The organism is Streptomyces sp. NPDC002057, assembly GCF_040296665.1.
Classification (GTDB): Bacteria; Actinomycetota; Actinomycetes; order Streptomycetales; family Streptomycetaceae; genus Streptomyces.
The window spans coordinates 158,292-174,970 of the sequence record NZ_JBEOXR010000011.1 but is presented as its reverse complement, the minus strand read 5'-3'; the positions used below and the strand labels follow the sequence as shown (position 1 = coordinate 174,970).

General features: G+C 73.7%; 15 protein-coding genes. 8 read left to right on the top strand and 7 right to left on the bottom strand.

Annotated elements, in window-relative coordinates; translation table 11 throughout:
- Window positions 1–43: 43 nt before the first annotated feature.
- Entirely contained in the window at window positions 44–1,081 is a 1,038-nt protein-coding gene (locus ABT129_RS12630; RefSeq protein WP_351900094.1) for a DUF3533 domain-containing protein, read from the bottom strand.
- A 171-nt stretch (window positions 1,082–1,252) separates the two neighbouring features.
- Between ABT129_RS12630 and ABT129_RS12625 the strand changes: the two genes are divergently transcribed.
- From ABT129_RS12625 to ABT129_RS12615, 3 genes are all read left to right on the top strand, one after another.
- On the top strand, window positions 1,253–4,825 hold the full coding sequence (locus ABT129_RS12625; RefSeq protein ID WP_351900093.1) for a DNA polymerase III subunit alpha: 3,573 nt from the start codon (window positions 1,253–1,255) through the stop codon (window positions 4,823–4,825).
- Window positions 4,822–5,853 (top strand): DNA polymerase Y family protein, encoded by a 1,032-nt coding sequence (locus ABT129_RS12620; RefSeq protein WP_351900092.1) that lies wholly within the window; start codon window positions 4,822–4,824, stop codon window positions 5,851–5,853. The genes ABT129_RS12625 and ABT129_RS12620 overlap by 4 nt, the downstream gene beginning before the upstream one ends.
- A 223-nt stretch (window positions 5,854–6,076) precedes the next feature.
- Window positions 6,077–6,946: an esterase/lipase family protein gene (locus tag ABT129_RS12615; protein WP_351900090.1), complete on the top strand. Its 870-nt coding sequence runs from the start codon at window positions 6,077–6,079 to the stop codon at window positions 6,944–6,946.
- 60 nt (window positions 6,947–7,006) lie between these two features.
- On the opposite strand, the gene ABT129_RS12610 is transcribed toward ABT129_RS12615, so the two are convergent.
- Together ABT129_RS12610 and ABT129_RS12605 are read right to left on the bottom strand one after the other, a co-directional pair.
- The gene (locus tag ABT129_RS12610) at window positions 7,007–8,020 is read right to left on the bottom strand and encodes a lytic polysaccharide monooxygenase auxiliary activity family 9 protein (RefSeq protein WP_351900089.1); all 1,014 of its coding nucleotides are present in this window, start codon (window positions 8,018–8,020) and stop codon (window positions 7,007–7,009) included.
- A 253-nt stretch (window positions 8,021–8,273) separates the two neighbouring features.
- Window positions 8,274–8,942 (bottom strand): response regulator, encoded by a 669-nt coding sequence (locus ABT129_RS12605; protein WP_351900088.1) that lies wholly within the window; start codon window positions 8,940–8,942, stop codon window positions 8,274–8,276.
- Between the two features lie 135 nt (window positions 8,943–9,077).
- On the opposite strand from ABT129_RS12605, the gene ABT129_RS12600 reads away from it, so the two are divergent.
- The 4 genes from ABT129_RS12600 (at window position 9,078) to ABT129_RS12585 (ending at window position 12,732) form a co-directional block, all read left to right on the top strand.
- On the top strand, window positions 9,078–10,061 hold the full coding sequence (locus ABT129_RS12600; protein ID WP_351900086.1) for a Bug family tripartite tricarboxylate transporter substrate binding protein: 984 nt from the start codon (window positions 9,078–9,080) through the stop codon (window positions 10,059–10,061).
- Between the two features lie 122 nt (window positions 10,062–10,183).
- On the top strand, window positions 10,184–10,633 hold the full coding sequence (locus ABT129_RS12595) for a tripartite tricarboxylate transporter TctB family protein (RefSeq protein ID WP_351900138.1): 450 nt from the start codon (window positions 10,184–10,186) through the stop codon (window positions 10,631–10,633).
- A 3-nt stretch (window positions 10,634–10,636) separates the two neighbouring features.
- A complete protein-coding gene (locus tag ABT129_RS12590) occupies window positions 10,637–12,127 on the top strand; it encodes a tripartite tricarboxylate transporter permease (protein WP_351900085.1) in 1,491 nt (496 codons plus the stop codon).
- Window positions 12,128–12,273: 146 nt separating this feature from the next.
- Window positions 12,274–12,732, top strand: a complete 459-nt coding sequence (locus tag ABT129_RS12585) for a DUF6299 family protein (RefSeq protein WP_351900084.1) — start codon at window positions 12,274–12,276, stop codon at window positions 12,730–12,732.
- An 86-nt stretch (window positions 12,733–12,818) separates the two neighbouring features.
- Here ABT129_RS12585 and ABT129_RS12580 read toward each other — a convergent pair whose 3' ends face one another.
- Window positions 12,819–13,298 carry a ribonuclease FAU-1 family protein gene (locus ABT129_RS12580; RefSeq protein ID WP_351900082.1) on the bottom strand — a complete coding sequence of 160 codons (480 nt, stop codon included), beginning with the start codon at window positions 13,296–13,298 and terminating at the stop codon, window positions 12,819–12,821.
- Window positions 13,279–14,202 carry a GNAT family N-acetyltransferase gene (locus ABT129_RS12575; RefSeq protein ID WP_351900081.1) on the bottom strand — a complete coding sequence of 308 codons (924 nt, stop codon included), beginning with the start codon at window positions 14,200–14,202 and terminating at the stop codon, window positions 13,279–13,281. The genes ABT129_RS12580 and ABT129_RS12575 overlap by 20 nt, the downstream gene beginning before the upstream one ends.
- A 74-nt stretch (window positions 14,203–14,276) precedes the next feature.
- Here ABT129_RS12575 and ABT129_RS12570 point away from each other — a divergent pair, with 74 nt between their 5' ends.
- Window positions 14,277–14,651 (top strand): GntR family transcriptional regulator, encoded by a 375-nt coding sequence (locus ABT129_RS12570; RefSeq protein ID WP_351900080.1) that lies wholly within the window; start codon window positions 14,277–14,279, stop codon window positions 14,649–14,651.
- 24 nt (window positions 14,652–14,675) lie between these two features.
- On the opposite strand, the gene ABT129_RS12565 is transcribed toward ABT129_RS12570, so the two are convergent.
- Together ABT129_RS12565 and ABT129_RS12560 are read right to left on the bottom strand one after the other, a co-directional pair.
- Entirely contained in the window at window positions 14,676–15,794 is a 1,119-nt protein-coding gene (locus ABT129_RS12565) for a DUF5925 domain-containing protein (protein WP_351900078.1), read from the bottom strand.
- A 96-nt stretch (window positions 15,795–15,890) separates the two neighbouring features.
- Window positions 15,891–16,655, bottom strand: a complete 765-nt coding sequence (locus tag ABT129_RS12560) for a polysaccharide deacetylase family protein (protein WP_351900137.1) — start codon at window positions 16,653–16,655, stop codon at window positions 15,891–15,893.
- Window positions 16,656–16,679: the final 24 nt, after the last annotated feature.

The window sequence follows — 16,679 nt, the reverse complement described above, 5'->3', positions numbered from 1 at the left end:
TGGCCGCCCCGATGGTCGTCCGGACGCTCCGTCCCGATGGCCGTCAGGGACGGGCCCCGCCCACCTCCTCGGCGATCGGCTCCGACTCGGGCGTGCGCCGCAGCGAGGACATCACCAGGGTCACCACCGTGCCGACGACCGCCCAGGCCGAGAGGACCAGCATCGAGCCGGTCATGTCGTTGCCCTTGAAGTACGCGATCGAGCGCGCCGCCCAGGTGCCCGCGCCCGGTGGCAGGGCGGGGCCGATGGCGTTCCAGAACGGGGGCAGCATCGGCAGCGGGAAGGCGCCGCCCGCGCTGGGGTTGCCCGCGACCACGATGAGCAGGATCGCCAGGCCGATGCCGACGATCCCGAAGACCGACTGCAGGGCGAGGGTGGCGGCGCCGACGGCGAAGACGACCAGGGTGCCGAGCCCCCACAGGGCGGCGACGCTGCCGGGCAGGGCGCCCAGGATCGGGCCGACGATGACCGCGCCGCCGAGTCCGCCGAGGACCGAGTAGAGCGCGAGCACTCCGAGGCGGATGATCGCGCGCTCGCGGTTCGCGGGCCGGGAGCCCGCGCTGATCGCCAGGATCGCGGCGCAGATGTAGCCGCCGACGCACCAGCCGACGACGAGGTAGAAGGCCGAGAGGCCGTCGAAGTCCTCCGGGGATGCGGGGGCCACGTCGACCGTCCGCAGCGTGCGCTGCTCGCTCCCCACCACCTCGGTGAAGATCTTCTGCAGGGCGGAGGAGAGCACGGTGCCGCCGCCGGAGGCGACGAGCAGGGTGTCGGCGCGGCCGGTGGGGTCGACGATCAGGGCGCCGTCGATCTCCCGGTTCATGATCTGCTCGCGCGCCTCGTCCCGGTCGGCGACCGCGCGGGGGTCGAGGGGTGCGCCGGGGAGCTTGTCCAGTTGCCCGACGAGCCGGGCGGAGACCTGCTGCGGGGCGACGACGCCGAAGGGGACGTCCCTCGGCTTGGGGTGGTGCAGGGCCCCGACGTACGAGGTGATGAACAGCAGCTGGAGGGCGAGGACACCGACGACAAGGAGGGCGGCTCGGGGGGTGACGGCGCTTTTCAGTTCGTCGACGAGACTCATGCCCCCACGCTCCGGGGCGGGGGGTGTTCGCGCAGGTGGGATGCGCCCGAATGGCTGACCACGGGTCGCCCTGCTCCGCTTATCGTACAAGCGTTCGACATGGGCTAAGGTGAAGAGGAGGGGGTGGGAACGTACGTACGAATTCGATGCGGGAAGTGCGGGAGGTGCGCCATGCCGGGATTCACGCACCTGCACACCGCGTCGGGCTACTCCCCGCGCTACGGCGCCTCCCACCCCGAACGCCTCGCCGCCCGCGCCGCCGAGCGCGGCATGGACGCACTCGCCCTGACCGACCGCGACACCCTCGCGGGCACGATCCGCTTCGCGAAGGCGTGCGCGAAGGAGGGCGTCCGCCCCCTGTTCGGAGTGGACCTCGCGTACGAGACCCCGACACCGTCCGCCCCCGACCAGGTGTCCGCGCGACGGGTGCCCGTCCGGGGCGGGGCCTTCGTCGACGAGTCCGCGCCCCGTGCCGTCTTCCTCGCCCGCTCCCGCGCCGGCTGGGCCTCCCTCTGCGCGATGGTCACCGCCGCCCACGCCGGAGGAGCGGGCCAGCCCCTGCTGCCCTGGCCCGCCCTGTGCGACGACGGCGTCCTCGTCCTGCTCGGCCCCGCCTCCGACGTCGGCCGCGCCCTCGCCGCCGGCCGCCCCGACCGGGCCGTCCGGCTGCTCGCCCCCTGGCGCGAGCGGTACGGCGACGCGCTGCGCCTGGCGGCCGTCGACCACGGCCGCACCGGCACCGGGCCCGGCTCCCTGCGGCTCGCCGCCCGTACCGTCGGCTTCGCCGCCGAACAGGGCGTCCGGCCCGTCCTCACCAACGCCGTCCGCTACGCCGACCCCGGCCAGGGCCCGGTGGCCGACGTCCTCGACTCCGCCCGCCGCCTGGTCCCCGTCGACCCCCGCAAGGAACTCGACAGCGGCGAGGCCTGGCTGAAGGGGACCGAAGGCCCCGGTGGCATGCCGGCCGCCGCCGAGCGGATCGTCGAGGCCGCCGGCTTCCGCCGCGACACCGCCCACCGGCTCCTCGAACAGACCGCCGCGGCGGCCGCCGCCTGCCTGGTCGACCCCGAGGACGACCTCGGCATGGGCTCCGCCCACTTCCCCGAACCGCGCCTCGTCGGCGCGGGGCACCGCACCGCCCAGCGCGTCCTCACCTCCCGGGCCGCCGCCGGCATGATCCTCAAGGGGTACGAGAAGCGGCGCGGCTACTGGGACCGGATGCACCGCGAGCTGGACGTCATCGCCCACCACGGCTTCGCCACCTACTTCCTGACGGTCGCCCAGGTCGTCGACGACGTCCGGGACATGGGGATCCGGGTCGCCGCCCGCGGCTCCGGCGCCGGCTCCCTCGTCAACCACCTCCTCGGCATCGCCCACGCCGACCCGGTCGAGCACGGCCTGCTGATGGAACGCTTCCTCTCCAAACGCCGCACCGCCCTGCCCGACATCGACATCGACGTGGAGTCCGCCCGCCGCCTGGAGGTCTACCGGGCGATCGTCGACCGCTTCGGCACCGCACGCGTCGCCGCCGTCGCCATGCCCGAGACCTACCGGGTCCGCCACGCGGTACGGGACGTGGGCGCGGCCCTCTCGATGGACCCGGCCGAGATCGACCGGATCGCCAAGGCCTTCCCGCACATCCGCGCCCGGGACGCCCTCGCCGCCCTCGACGAACTGCCCGAGCTGCGCGAACTCGCGGGGGAGAAGGAGCGGTACGGCAGGCTCTGGGAACTGGTCGAGGCGCTCGACGCGCTGCCGCGCGGCACCGCCATGCACCCCTGCGGGGTCCTGCTCTCGGACGCCTCGCTGCTCACCCGTACCCCCGTGGTGCCCACCAGCGGCGAGGGCTTCCCCATGTCCCAGTTCGACAAGGAGGACGTGGAGGACCTCGGACTGCTCAAGCTCGACGTCCTCGGGGTGCGGATGCAGTCCGCGATGGCCCATGCCGTCGTCGAGGTCGAGCGGGCCACCGGCACCCGCCCGGACATCGACGCGATCCCGGAGGGCGACCCCGAGACGTACCGCCTCATCCGCTCCACCGAGACCCTCGGCTGCTTCCAGATCGAGTCGCCGGGCCAGCGCGACCTGGTCGGCCGACTCCAGCCCGCCGGCTTCCACGACCTCGTCGTGGACATCTCGCTCTTCCGGCCGGGCCCGGTCGCCGCCGACATGGTCCGCCCCTTCATCGAGGCCCGGCACGGCCGCGCCCCCGTCCGCTATCCGCACCCCGACCTGGAGGAGGCGCTGCGGGAGACGTACGGCGTGGTCGTCTTCCACGAGCAGATCATCGAGATCGTACGGATCATGACGGGGTGCCACCGGGACGAGGCCGACCAGGTGCGGCGCGGGCTCTCCGACCCCGAGGCGCAGGGCCGGATCAAGCTGTGGTTCGCCCGGCAGGCCTCGGCGCGCGGATACGGGGACGAGGTCGTCGCCCGTACCTGGGAGATCGTGGCGGCCTTCGGCTCCTACGGCTTCTGCAAGGCGCACGCGGTGGCCTTCGCCGTACCGACGTACCAGTCGGCCTGGCTCAAGGCGCACCACCCGGCGGCCTTCTACGCCGGGCTGCTCACCCACGACCCCGGCATGTACCCCAAGCGGCTGCTGCTCGCGGACGCGCGGCGGCGCGGGGTGCCGGTGCTGCCGCTGGACGTGAACCGGTCGGCGGTCGCCCATCGTATCGAACTGGTGTCTGATTCTGGTGCGGCTGGTGCGGCTGGTGCGGCTGGTGCGGCTGGTGCGGCTGGTGCCACCGGTGCTGCGGGTGTGGTCGGTGCTGCCGGTGCGTCCTCCGGCTCCGGCTCTCCCGCGCTGTGGGGCCTCCGGCTCGGCCTCGGCGACGTCCACGGCATCGGCGAGAACGAGAGCGCCCGGATCGAGGCCGGACAGCCCTACACCTCCCTCCTCGACTTCTGGGAACGCGCCCGCCCCCGTACTCCGGTCGCCGAACGGCTCGCCCAGGTCGGCGCGTTGGACGCCTTCGGCGCCAACCGCCGCGACCTCCTCCTCCACCTCACCGAACTCCGGCGCGTCCAGCGGGGAGCCGCCTCCCACGGCGGCCAGCTCCCGCTCGCCCAGGGCGGGAGGACCGCCCCCGTCGGCCTGCCCGACCTCGACGAGACCGAACGCCTCAGCGCCGAACTCGGCATCCTCGGCATGGACGCCTCCCGCCACCTCATGGGCGACCACCACGCCTTCCTCCGCGAGCTCGGCGTCGTCTCCGCCCAGCGCCTCCGCGAGACCCCGCACGGCAGGACCGTCCTCGTCGCGGGCGCCAAGGCCGCCACCCAGACCCCGCCGATCCGCTCCGGCAAGCGGGTCATCTTCACCACCCTCGACGACGGCACCGGCCTGGTCGACCTCGCCTTCTTCGACGACGCCCACGAACGCTGCGCCCACACCGTCTTCCACTCCTGGCTGCTCCTGGTCCGGGGCGTGGTGCAGCGGCGCGGCCCCCGCAGTGTCAGCGTGGTCGGCGCCGCCGCCTGGAACCTCGCCGAACTCGTCGAACTCCGGGCGTCGGGCGGCCTGGACGCGGTGGGGGAGCGGCTCGCCGAACGGCCGGACCCCGAAGGACCGGACCCCGAACGGCCGGAAGGCACCGGGACGGGTGACAGCGGCCGCCGCATCCGGATGGAGACCGGGTACGAGATGAACCCCTGGGCGGATCTCCGGCCGGCCGGGGAAGGCGCCGCCACCCCGGCGCGGAAACTCTGGCACAGCAGTCCGGGGAGCGCGGGATGATCCTCTGCATACGATTCCGCCTCGGGCCCATGGACGAGGTGGTCCTGCCCCGGCTCGTCGACCTGCTCGGCGAGCTCACCCCCGTCGTCGAGACGGCCCCGCCCCGCGAGGCGCTCGCCGACGTGCGCGGCGCGCTGCGCTACTTCGGCCGGACCCCCGCCGAACTCGCCTCGGTGATCCGGGTCAGGGCGCTCGCCCTCCACGGCGTCGACTGCGTCATCGGCGCCGGGCCCAACCCGATGCTGGCCAGGATGGCGGCCGACGAGGCCCGCCCCGGCGTCACCCTGGTCGTCGAGGACCCCGAGGCCTTCCTGCGCGACCGGCCGGTCGTCGCGCTCGACGGCGTCGGCCGCGCCACGGCCCGTACCCTCTGCGGCTACGGGCTCGACTCCGTCGGCCGGGTCGCGGACGCGCCCCTCGCCGTGCTCCAGCGGCTCGTCGGCGCGAAGACCGGCCGCGACCTGTGGGAACGGGCCCGGGGCATCGACCGCACCCCCGTCGTCCCGCACGCCGCCTCCCGGTCGGTCGCGGCCGAACGCGCCTTCCCGCGCGACGAGACCGACCGGGCCGAACAGCGCAGGGCCCTGCTCTCGCTCGCCGAGGAGCTGGGCACCCGGCTGCGGACGGAGGGGCAGGTGTGCCGCGCGCTCGCCGTCACCGTGCGGTACGCCGACCGGACCACGACCACCCGGAGCCGCACCCTGCCCGAACCCACCGCCCACACGGCGGCGCTCACCACCCTCGCGTACGCCGTCCACGACTCCTTCGGCCTCCAGCGGGCCCGGGTGCGGGGCATCGCCGTGCGCGCCGAGGGCCTGACGGGCGCGGAGGGGGCGGCGCACCAGCTGTCCCTGGACCCGGCGGACGAGAAGGCCCGGCGGATCGAGGCGGTGGCGGACAGGGCGCGGGCGCGATTCGGCCCACGGGCGGTGGTGCCGGGCTCACTGGCGACGGGACGTCCGGGCTCGCCGACGGGAGGCCCACCGGACTCACCGGTGGGCGGGCGGCCGGGCTCCCTCGCGGCCTGAGCCCTGCCGCGGCGGCCCCACCGGCGGCCCCGGGGCGGCCCGACGGCCCCCGTATCAGGCTCTGGTGACGACACAGCACTTTTTACCGACGCGTAACTTCCCAGCCAAGGCTACCCGTGCGTAGCTTGGCTGAAGCGCATCCCCACCGCGCATCCCCACTTGTGGTCCGGACCGCAGGGCACAGCACCCCCACCATCCCCTTGAGCCGCAAGGAGATCGCCCGATGCTGCCCTGGAAACACGCCGTCAGAGCGCTGTCCGTCCTGCTCCTCACCGCCGTCGCCACACTCGCCCCGACGACCGCCGCCTCGGCCCGGGCCGAGACCGCCACCGTCAGCCGCGGCTGGAACGACTTCTCCTGCAAGCCCTCCGCCGCGCACCCGCGCCCCGTCGTCCTCGTCCACGGAACCCTCGGGAACTCCGTCGACAACTGGCTCGTCCTCGCGCCGTACCTGGTCAACCGCGGATACTGCGTCTTCTCGCTCGACTACGGCCAGCTGCCGAACGTGCCGTTCTTCCACGGTCTCGGGCCCATCGCCGCGTCCGCCGGGCAGCTCGACACGTACGTCGACCGGGTCCTCGCCGCCACCGGAGCCCCCGAGGTCGACCTGGTCGGACACTCGCAGGGCGGCATGATGCCCCGCTGGTACCTCAAGTTCCTCGGCGGTGCCGAGAAGGTGAACGCGCTCGTCGGGATCGCCCCCGACAACCACGGCACCACCCTGCTCGGCCTCACCAAGCTCCTGCCGTACTTCCCCGGCGCCGAGGGCCTGATCAAGGCCACCACCCCGGGCCTCGCCGACCAGATCGCCGGCTCGCCCTTCCTCACCCAGCTCAACGAGGGCGGCGACACCGTCCCCGGAGTCCGCTACCACGTGATCGCGACCCGGTACGACGAGGTGGTCACCCCGTACCGCTCGCAGTTCCTGACCGGCCCGAACGTCACCAACGTCCTCATCCAGGACAAGTGCGCGCTCGACCTGTCCGAGCACGTGGCGATCGGGACGGTGGACCGGGTCACCTTCCACGAGGTGGCCAACGCCCTCGACCCGGCCCGCGCCACCCCGACCACCTGCCTCTCGGTGATCGGCTAGTCCCGCTAGGGCCTGTCTGACCATTCCGGCCCGGACCCGACGCCAATGGTCAGGCAGGACCTAGCGCTGGGTACGGCGCCGGCGCGTCGACCCGAAGAGCACGGCCGCACCGAGCGCGAGCACGGCGGCGCCACCGACCGCGAGGTACGGGGTCGTGGCGTCGCCACCGGTCTCGGCGAGCACCTCACCGGAGTCGGAACCGGCGGCGGGCGCGGGCGCGTTGGGCGCGGCCGAGGTCGTGGCGGCCTCCGGAGCGGCCGAAGCGGTCTGCCCGCCCGATCCCGCGCTCTCGCTCGACTCGGGAGCCGCCGCGGTCTCCCCGGCGCCGGTGGCCGGGTCACCGTCACCGTGGCCGCCGTGCTCGACCGAGGACTCGTCCTGGCCCTCCTCGATCTGCTCGTCGCTCGGCGCGGAGGCGGTCGGCGCCGGAGCCGTACCGCCGTTGTCCTGCCCGAACACCACGTCCGAGCAGGTGTAGAACGCCTCGGGCGAGTCGGAGCGCTGCCAGATCGAGTAGACCAGGTGGCGGCCGGACTTCTTCGGCACCGTGCCCTGGAAGACGTAGTCGCCGCTCTCCATCCGCGGGTCGGTCACCGTCGCGAACGGCTTCGCCTCCAGGTCGGACCACTTCAGCGGCTTCGACGGGTCGTACCCGTCCTTCGTCACGTACAGCTCGAACGAACCCCGGTGCGGCGCGGTCCCCTTGTAACGGAAGGTGTGCGCACCGGACTTCAGGTTGCTCGCCGGCCAGTCCGCCCGCGCGAGGTCGAGCCCCCGGTACTTGTCGTTGCCCGCGCTGCACAGCTTGCCGTCCGGGATCAGGTCCCGGTGCTTCCCGGCCGCGTTGGCGATGTTCACCGCGTTCCAGTCGTAGAACGCCTGCGTCCCACTGGCCGCCACCGCCGCCTTGCACGCCGCCGACCGCGGCGCCTCGGGCCCCTCCGCGTAACAGCCCGACACCCGGCTCACCGGATCGGTCATCGACCCGTGCGCGAACGCGGGCGCGGACACGACCCCGGAGAGGGCCAGCACCGCGGTGCCGGTGGCGGTGGCGAGGATACGGCGAGAGGTCATGGGGGGACAGCTCCTTCACGAGGGTGGTGTGGGGGGTTGCCACGGAAGCTAGCCGACCGCACCCGCGAAAAAGCCTTCGGAGAGCCCGATACGACGATCCTTAGGACCGCTTTAAGGAACCGCTAAGCAGCGGCTCAGGGAGCGGCGCCCGCCCCCGCCCCGAGGAGCGCCCCCGCGCCGGCCGGCCCCCTCCGCGCTGTCCGGGCCCGCGCGGACGCTCCTGCTGCTCCGCGTCCACGGGCGACAACAGCCCTCAGCCCAGCCGTCGGTAGCGTCTCTCCGGGCGGCCCGTTCCCCCGTACCGCAGGGTGATCTCCGCGCGGCCCGTCTCCGCGAAGTACTCCAGGTAGCGGCGGGCGCTGACCCGGGACAGGGAGCCCGCCTCCGCGCACTCCGTGGCCGAGAGGCCCTCCGGGTGGGCGCGGAGGACCGAGTCGACCAGGTCGGCCGTGTGCGCGGCCAGGCCCTTCGGGAGTTCCCGGGAGCCTCGGGGGCGGGTGCCGAAGATCTGGTCGACGTCCTCCTGGCGCGCCTCGTCCAGCTCGTCCAGGCGGCTGCGCAGCGAGGCCACGTGGCGGAGCTGTTCGTGCAGCGCCGCCTGGCTGAACGGCTTGATCAGATAGTGCAGGGCCCCCGCCCGCAGCGCCTCGCGGATCGTGCCCACGTCCCGCGCCGCCGTGATGAACAGCGCGTCCATGCCCAGGCCCGCCGCGCGCAGCTCCCGCAGCACCCGGATGCCGTCCATGTCGGGCAGGAACACGTCGAGCAGCACCAGGTCGGGCCGGAGCCGCTCGGCCGCGCGCAGCGCCTCGGCGCCGCTGTGCGCGACCCCGGACACCGTGAAGCCCGCCACCGCCGACACATAGCGGCAGTGCAGCTTGGCGACCATGAAGTCGTCGTCCACCACCAGCACGTTCGTCACGACGACCCACGCTAGGTCCCGACCACAACGACCACAACGTCCGTTGGTTGCGGAAGAGAGACAGCTTCTTAACGCGCGGGCAACATGTGGGCCACCTCACATCCCCTTTTCCCCTACAGCTGAGAGGCGGCACACGTGCGGTTGCGCACCCCCTTCGCCCTCCTCGGGGCCGCTCTCCTGGTGCTGGTGGGCCCGCCGCTGCTCAGTCCCGGCAGCGGCTCCGACACCGGCACCCGGATACCCGGCCTGCGCTTCATGGTCCCCAACACCCCCGGCGGCGGATACGACATCACCGCCCGCACCGCGGCGAAGAACGCCGAGGAGGCGGGCCTCACCGACGACATCGAGGTCTTCAACCTGCCCGGCGCGGGCGGCACCGTCGGCCTCACCCGGCTCGTCGGCGAACGCGGCAACGGCCGCCTCGCCATGTCCATGGGCCTCGGCGTCGTCGGCGCCGTCCACACCAACGAGACCCCCAGGACCCTCGCCGACACCACCCCGATCGCCCGGCTCACCGAGGAGCAGGACATCGTCGTGGTCGGCAAGGACTCCCCGTACAGGACGATCGGGCAGCTGCTCACCGCCTGGAAGGAGAACCCCGGCAAACTGCCCGTCGGCGGCGGCTCCTCGCCCGGTGGTCCCGACCACCTCGCCCCGATGCTGATGGCCCAGGCCGCGGGGATCGCCCCCAAGGACGTCAACTACGTCCCCTTCGACGGCGGCGGCGAACTCCTCGCCTCCATCCTCGGCGACAAGGTCGCCTTCGGCGTCTCCGGCGTCGGCGAGTACCTCGACCAGATCAAGGCGGGCGAACTGCGGCTCCTCGCCGTCACCGGCCCGAAGCGGGTGCCCGGGCTCGACGCCCCCACCCTCCGCGAGGCGGGCCTCGACACCGAGTTCACCAACTGGCGCGGCATCGTCGCCCCGCCCGGCCTCTCCGACGCCGAGCGCGACAAGCTCGTCGCCCTGGTCACCGAACTGCACGACTCCCCGCAGTGGCGGGAGTCGCTGAAGACCCACGGCTGGAACGACGCCTTCCTGCCCGGTGAGGAGTTCGGCACCTTCCTCACCGAGCAGGAGCGGCGCGTCGGCTCCGTCCTCAAGGAGCTCGGCCTGTGAACACGAAGAGCGTGACCTCGGAGAACGACGGCTCGAAGGACCGAGGCCCGGAGAGCGCGCCCCCGAAGAGCGCCGGACTCGCCGGCCGGCTCCGCGGCCGGTCCGAACTCGGCGTCGGCGTCCTGCTGTTCGTCCTCGGCGTCCTGGTGCTCACCGACGCCCTCACCCTCGACGCCGACCTCGCGGGCCGCGGCCCCGTCGGCCCCGCCACCGTCCCCCTCCTCGTCGGCTGCGGCCTGCTCGTCGTCGCCGTCCTCCTCTCCGTCGACGTGCTGCGCGGCGGCCGCGGCGAGGCCGAGACCGGTGAGGACATCGACCTGGCCGAGCCCGCCGACTGGCGCACGGTCCTGCTCCTCGCCGGCGTCTTCCTCGCCTTCGCCGTCCTCATCGGACCCGTCGGCTTCCCCGTCGCCGGAGCGCTCCTCTTCTGGGGCGCGGCCTACGCGCTCGGCAGCCGCCACCTCCACCGCGACCCGCTGATCGCGGCCGGCCTCTCGCTCCTCACCTACGTCGTCTTCGACAAGCTGCTCGGCGTCCCGCTGCCCGGCGGTCCGCTGATGGGAGTGGTCTGACCCATGGATTCCCTGAACTCCCTCATCGACGGCTTCGGAACCGCCCTCACCCCGATGAACCTGCTGTGGGCGGCCGTCGGCGTGCTCCTCGGCACCGCCATCGGCGTCCTGCCCGGCATCGGCCCCGCCATGGCCGTGGCCCTGCTGCTCCCCGTGACCTACGGCCTGGAACCGACCGGCGCGTTCATCATGTTCGCCGGCATCTACTACGGCGCCATGTTCGGCGGCTCCACCACCTCGATCCTCCTCAACACCCCCGGGGAGAGCGCGGCCGTCGTCGCCGCCATCGAGGGCAATCCGATGGCGAAGGCGGGCCGAGGCGCACAGGCGCTCGCCGCCGCCGCCGTCGGCCACTTCGCCGGCGGCATGATCGGCACGATCCTGCTCGTCGTCCTCGCCCCCACGGTCGCCGCCCTCGCCGTCGACATCGGCGCCCCCGACTACCTGGCCCTGATGGTCCTCGCCTTCATCGCGGTGACCTCGGTCCTCGGCTCCTCCCGCATCCGGGGCCTCGCCTCGCTGCTCATCGGCCTCACGATCGGCCTGGTCGGCCTCGACCAGATGACCGGACAGCAGCGCCTCACCTTCGGTTCGCTCCAGCTCGCCGACGGCGTCGACGTCGTCATCGTCGCCGTCGGTCTCTTCGCCATCGGCGAGGCCCTGTGGGTCGCCGCGCACCTGCGCCGCACCTCGGGGGAGGCCATTCCGGTCGGGCGCCCCTGGCTGGGCCGGGACGATGTGCGGCGGACCTGGAAGTCCTGGCTGCGCGGCCCGTTCATCGGCTTCCCGTTCGGCGCGATCCCGGCCGGCGGCGCGGAGATCCCGACGTTCCTCTCGTACGTGACGGAGAAGCGTCTCTCGAAGCACAAGGACCAGTTCGGCAAGGGCGCCATCGAGGGCGTGGCGGGGCCCGAGTCGGCGGCCTCGGCCTCGGCGGCCGGGACGCTCGTCTCCATGCTGACCCTGGGCCTGCCCACGACGGCCGTCGCCGCCGTGATGCTCGCCGCGTTCCAGCAGTACGGCATCCAGCCCGGCCCGCTGCTCTTCGAGCGGGAGCCCGAGCTGGTGTGGGGGCTGATCGCCTCGCTCTTCGTCGGCATGGTGCTGCTGCTCGCGCTCAACCTGCCGCTCGCGCCCGTCTGGGCGAAGCTGCTGCGCATTCCGCGCCCGTACCTCTACGCAGGCATCCTCTTCTTCGCCGCCGTCGGCGCGTACGCGGTGGGCGGCGAGGCGATCGACCTGGTCATCCTGCTGGTCGTCGGAGTGATCGGGCTCGGCATGCGGCGGTACGGGCTGCCGGTGCTCCCGGCCGTCATCGGCGTCATCCTCGGCCCGGCCGCCGAACAGCAGCTGCGCCGCGCCCTGCAGATCAGCGACGGCTCCGTGACCGGCCTCGTGAACACCCCGTTCTCGATCACCGTGTACGCGGTCGTCGTGGTCCTGCTGGCCTGGCCCCTGCTCCGGAAGGTGGTCGCCCGTCGCGCGGGCGGGTGAGGGACCCGCCGGGCGGACCGTACGACGGTATGCGCGGCGACCCGTCCAAATCGCCCCCGATGGGGTGAGTTTCGGACAGTGGGCGGCGTGATCCGGTATCCCTGGCGGGCAGCACCACCATCCCCCACCCCGAAGGGACCCCGCTCATGCGTGTCCGACTCGTCCTCGCCACAGGCGTCCTGCTGGCCGCCTCAGCCGTCGCCCCTCTCGCCCACGCGGGAGGGGCCGACGGCCTCACCCGCGAGGGCCGCTCCACCGGCGGCTTCACCGCCGACGACCTCTCCGTCTACGGATACGGAACCGTCGGCGCCGACAGCACGGTCACCCTCTCCGGCATGTACCGCTGCCTCGACGACAGCGCGGGCCCCGTCTTCGTCAGCTCCACCCTCGTCCAGGGGGACCGCTCCGCCGGGATCGGCGGCACCCAGGCCGTCTGCGACGGGCACCTGCACGAGTGGGTCAACACCTCCGTCGTGAAGGACCCCGCCTACCGGCCCGGCGCGGCCAGCGTGCGCGCCACCCTCATGCAGCTCACGTCCGACGGGGCGGGCCTGCCGGAACCCGGCTTCCTCGCCACCGAGGACTCGCCCGTCGTCCTGCGCTGACACACGCGCACTGCCCCGGTGAGGCGCCCGCCGTCCCGGGCGCCGACGCACGCGCCCGGCCCCGAGGGACCGGGCGGGGCGCCGCGCTAGCGCAGCAGATCGATCAGGCCCTCACGGCCGAGCTCCTCCAGCTCGTCGAGGGCGACGACGGCACACGCCGCCGCCTCCGGATCGGAGGCGGCGAGCCCGCTCGCCGCGAACTCGTCCTCGTCGAGCCGCAGCACCTCGCTGCCGTCCGCCGACACCCACAGGTCCAGGTCCAGGTCCTCGACCACCACCCCGGAGCCGCCGATCACGGCCGGCCGGGTGATGTCGCAGTACCAGCCCTTGAGGTCGCCGTCGCCGGACCACACCTCCTTGACCGTGAACCAGCGGTCGCTCCAGAAGTGCTCCACGAACACGTCCCCCGGCTCGAACCGCACGAAGCCGAAGTCCCGTACCCCCTCCGCCGCCCACGGGGCGCGGACCGAGAGCCGGGCGCCGTCCTCCACGAGCACCCGCGCCGGGTAGCGGATCTTCGTCCGGCCCGCCTTCGTCAGCGTGACCTCAACCGATCGTCCGGACATGCCGCACCTCCCGCGCCGTGACCTCGTAACCGAACCACTTGTTGATCGCCAGCATCGGACCGTTGCCCGTGTCGTTCCCGGTGAACGCCTCCGTGCAGCCCGCCGCCCGGGCCCGGTGCAGCGAGGTGTTCTTGGCGAGCTTGGCGAGCCCGCGGCCCCGGAAGCCGGGCGCGGTGCCCGTCATCCCCGAGTTGTAGCGGCCCAGACCGTCCGTCTGCGCCGCGCTGAACGCCGCCGGCACACCGTCCACCACCGCGACCGTCGTCAGCGCCCGGTCGAAGAGGGGGTGCTCCCACGTGGTCGCCCGCCAGTGCGCGTAGTCGGCCAGTTCCGCCCCCACGTCGCCCGGCTCGTCGGCCGTCGTCACCGCGTCCAGCTCGAAGAGCGGCCGCGGGTCGGCGGCGAAGTCCTCGGCCGTGCGCAGCTCGACACCGGCCGGCGGCGCCTGGAGCGGCGGCAGCTCGGCCGAGGCGAGGTCGAGCCGGAGGAAGTACGCGGAACGGCTGGGGGAGTACCCGCGCCGCCCGGCCCAGGCGAGGTTCTCCGGCGCGTCCAGGACCCAGCTGTACAGCGTCCGCGCGCCGTGCTCCGCGAGATGCTCCTCGGCGGCGCGCAGCAGCAGCGTCCCGGCACCCCGTCCCGGCCGGGCGGGGTCCGTGTACACGTTGACGGAGCCGATGCCGGGCTCCGGGGCGTCATGGGCGATCCGCACCTGGGCGGTCCCGATCACCCCGCCGTCCTCGGTCACCGCGACGAGCGGACGCTCGAAGCTGTCGGGGTGGGCGTGCGCCCAGTCGAAGGCGCACTGCTCGGCCGTCGCGAGCATGAAGGGGAGCGCGGCCCGGCGCACCCGGGCGAAAGCCTCGGCGTCCTCGGCCCGTACATCACGGACGATCACAGTCATGTGCGCGCACGCTACGGGCCGGAGGCGTACCGCCGCCTCCCATTTTCCGGTGGGGTGGGGGCAGAATCGGCGGGGTGACACTCACCATCGCCGTGGACCACGCATCCACCACCGCTCCGTACGAACAGCTGCGTGCCCAGATCTCGGAGCGGGCCCGGTCGGGCCGACTGCCGGTCGGGTACAAGCTGCCGACGGTACGAGGACTCGCGGAGCAGCTGGGCCTCGCCGCGAACACGGTCGCCAAGGCGTACAAGGCACTGGAGGCGGACGGGGTCATCGAGACGCGCGGGCGTCACGGGACCTTCGTCGCGGCCGCCGGTGACGCGGCGACCCGCCGGGCCGCCACCGCCGCCGCCCAGTTCGCCGAGGAGGCCCGCCGCCTCGGCCTCAGCCGCGAGGCGGCCGAGGCGGCGCTCACCGAGGCCCTGCGCGCCGCCTACGACGACTGACACCCCGGGAAGCGGAAGGACGACCTACAGATAGAGGCCCGCCCCCGCCGTGCGGGGCTCCGGGAGCTCCGCCGGGGGCGTGCCGCGGCGCAGGGCGAACAGCTCCGCCAGCGTCGCGCCCTCGCGCGGTACGTCCTCCTCGCGCCCCAGCCAGCGCACGGACTCGGCCCTGCTCAGCGGCCCGACCTCGATCCGGGCCAGGCAGCGGCCCGGCCGGACGACGGCGGGATGGAGCCGCTCCAGGTCCTCGTTGGTGGTGACCCCGACCAGGACGTTGCGCCCCTGGCCGAGCAGACCGTCCGTCAGGTTGAGCAGCCGTGACAGGGCCTGCCCCGCCGTGTGCTTGGCCTCGCCCCGGATCAGCTCGTCGCAGTCCTCCAGGAGCAGCAGCCGCCAGCGCCCCTTCGCCGTGCCCTCGTCCTCGCCGATGGCGATGTCCATCAGATAGCCGACGTCGTTGAAGAGCCGCTCCGGGTCGAGCACGCAGTCCACCTGGCACCACTCCCGCCAGGACCGCGCGAGGGTCCGCAGCGCGGACGTCTTGCCCGTCCCCGGCGGGCCGTGCAGCAGCAGGAGACGGCCGGCGATCGAGTCGGGCGTGACCTTCATCAGCCGGTCCATGGACTCGGCCACCGGCGCCGAGTAGTTGGGCCGGACCTCCTCCCACGTCCCGGCGCTGATCTGCCGGGTCGTCCGGTGCGGGCCGCGCCGGGGCGACACGTACCAGAACCCCATCGTCACGTTCTCCGGCTGCGGCTCCGGCTCGTCCTTCGCCCCGTCCGTCGCCTCCTTCAGGACGCGCTCGGCGAGCTCCGCGTCGGCGGCCGTGACGGTGACGTCGGCGCCACGGTTCCAGCGGGAGATCAGCAGCGTCCACCCCTCGCCCTCGGCGAGCAGGGCGCTGCGGTCGTCGTCCTTCGCGGCCCGCAGCACCCGGGCCCCCGCCGGGAGCAGCGTCGCCTCGGGCCTGACCCGGTCCAGGGTGGTGCTGTGCGCGTGGGGCTGTTCCCCCGTCGCGAAGCGGCCGAGGAACAGCGCGTCGACGACGTCCGAGGGCGAGTCGCTGTCGTCGAGGTTGAGCCGGATCGGCAGCGACCGCTGCGGCTCGGACGGTACCGGTGAGGTGTCAGCCATGGCGCACATGATCCGGCAACCGGGCATTCCGTGCACCGGGTTTTGAACGGGACGATTCCGCGGCCGGCCGCGCCCCGGAGCCGGAGCGGGGCCGGACCGGGAGCCTCAGATCCAGTGGCCCCGCACCGCGCCCCGGGCGCGTCGCGCGAGGGCGTACCCCTTCGTCATCGCCCGGTCGGCCGCGAAGTTCCGCGCGATCGCCCGGCCCTCCACGAGCCGGGTGAACTCCTCGACCCCGGTGGACCGGCGCACGGTCACCCGCTCCAGGGCGTAAGGCCCCTGGCGGCGCCTGGCCAGCGCGTTGCCGACGGCCAGCGCCTGCTCGAACCCCGCCTCCCGGACGGTACGGCGGACCCGGCGGCTGGAGTAGCCGTAGGGGTAGGCGAAGGAGACCGGGGCGGTGCCCAGCTCCTCGGCCACGATCTCCCGGCAGCGCAGCGCCTCGAACCGGAGCGTCCGCGCGTCCAGCTGGTCGAGCTGCGGGTGGGTGTGGCTGTGACCGCCGATCTCGGTTCCCGCGTCGGCGAGTTCACGCACCTGCTCCCAGTCGAGCATGGTGTCGAGCGCGCCGCCCGTCCCGTGCCGGCCCGGGAGCCAGCCGGTGGAGACGAAGACGGTGGACGCGAAGGAGTGCTTGGCGAGCACCGGCAGCGCGTACCGGTGCACCCCCTCGTAGCCGTCGTCGAAGGTGACGAGGAGCGGGCGCGCGGGCAGTCGGCCGCCGGTGCGCCAGGCGTGGGCGAGCCGGGCGGTGGTCACCGGGGTGAATCCCCGCTCGGCCACCACCTCCATCTGCGTGGCGAAGGCCTCGGGGGTGACGGAGAGCCCCAGCGTCGCGGGCGCGGGGTCCGGGGCGACGGCGTGGTACATGAGGATCGGCACGGCCGTGGTGTC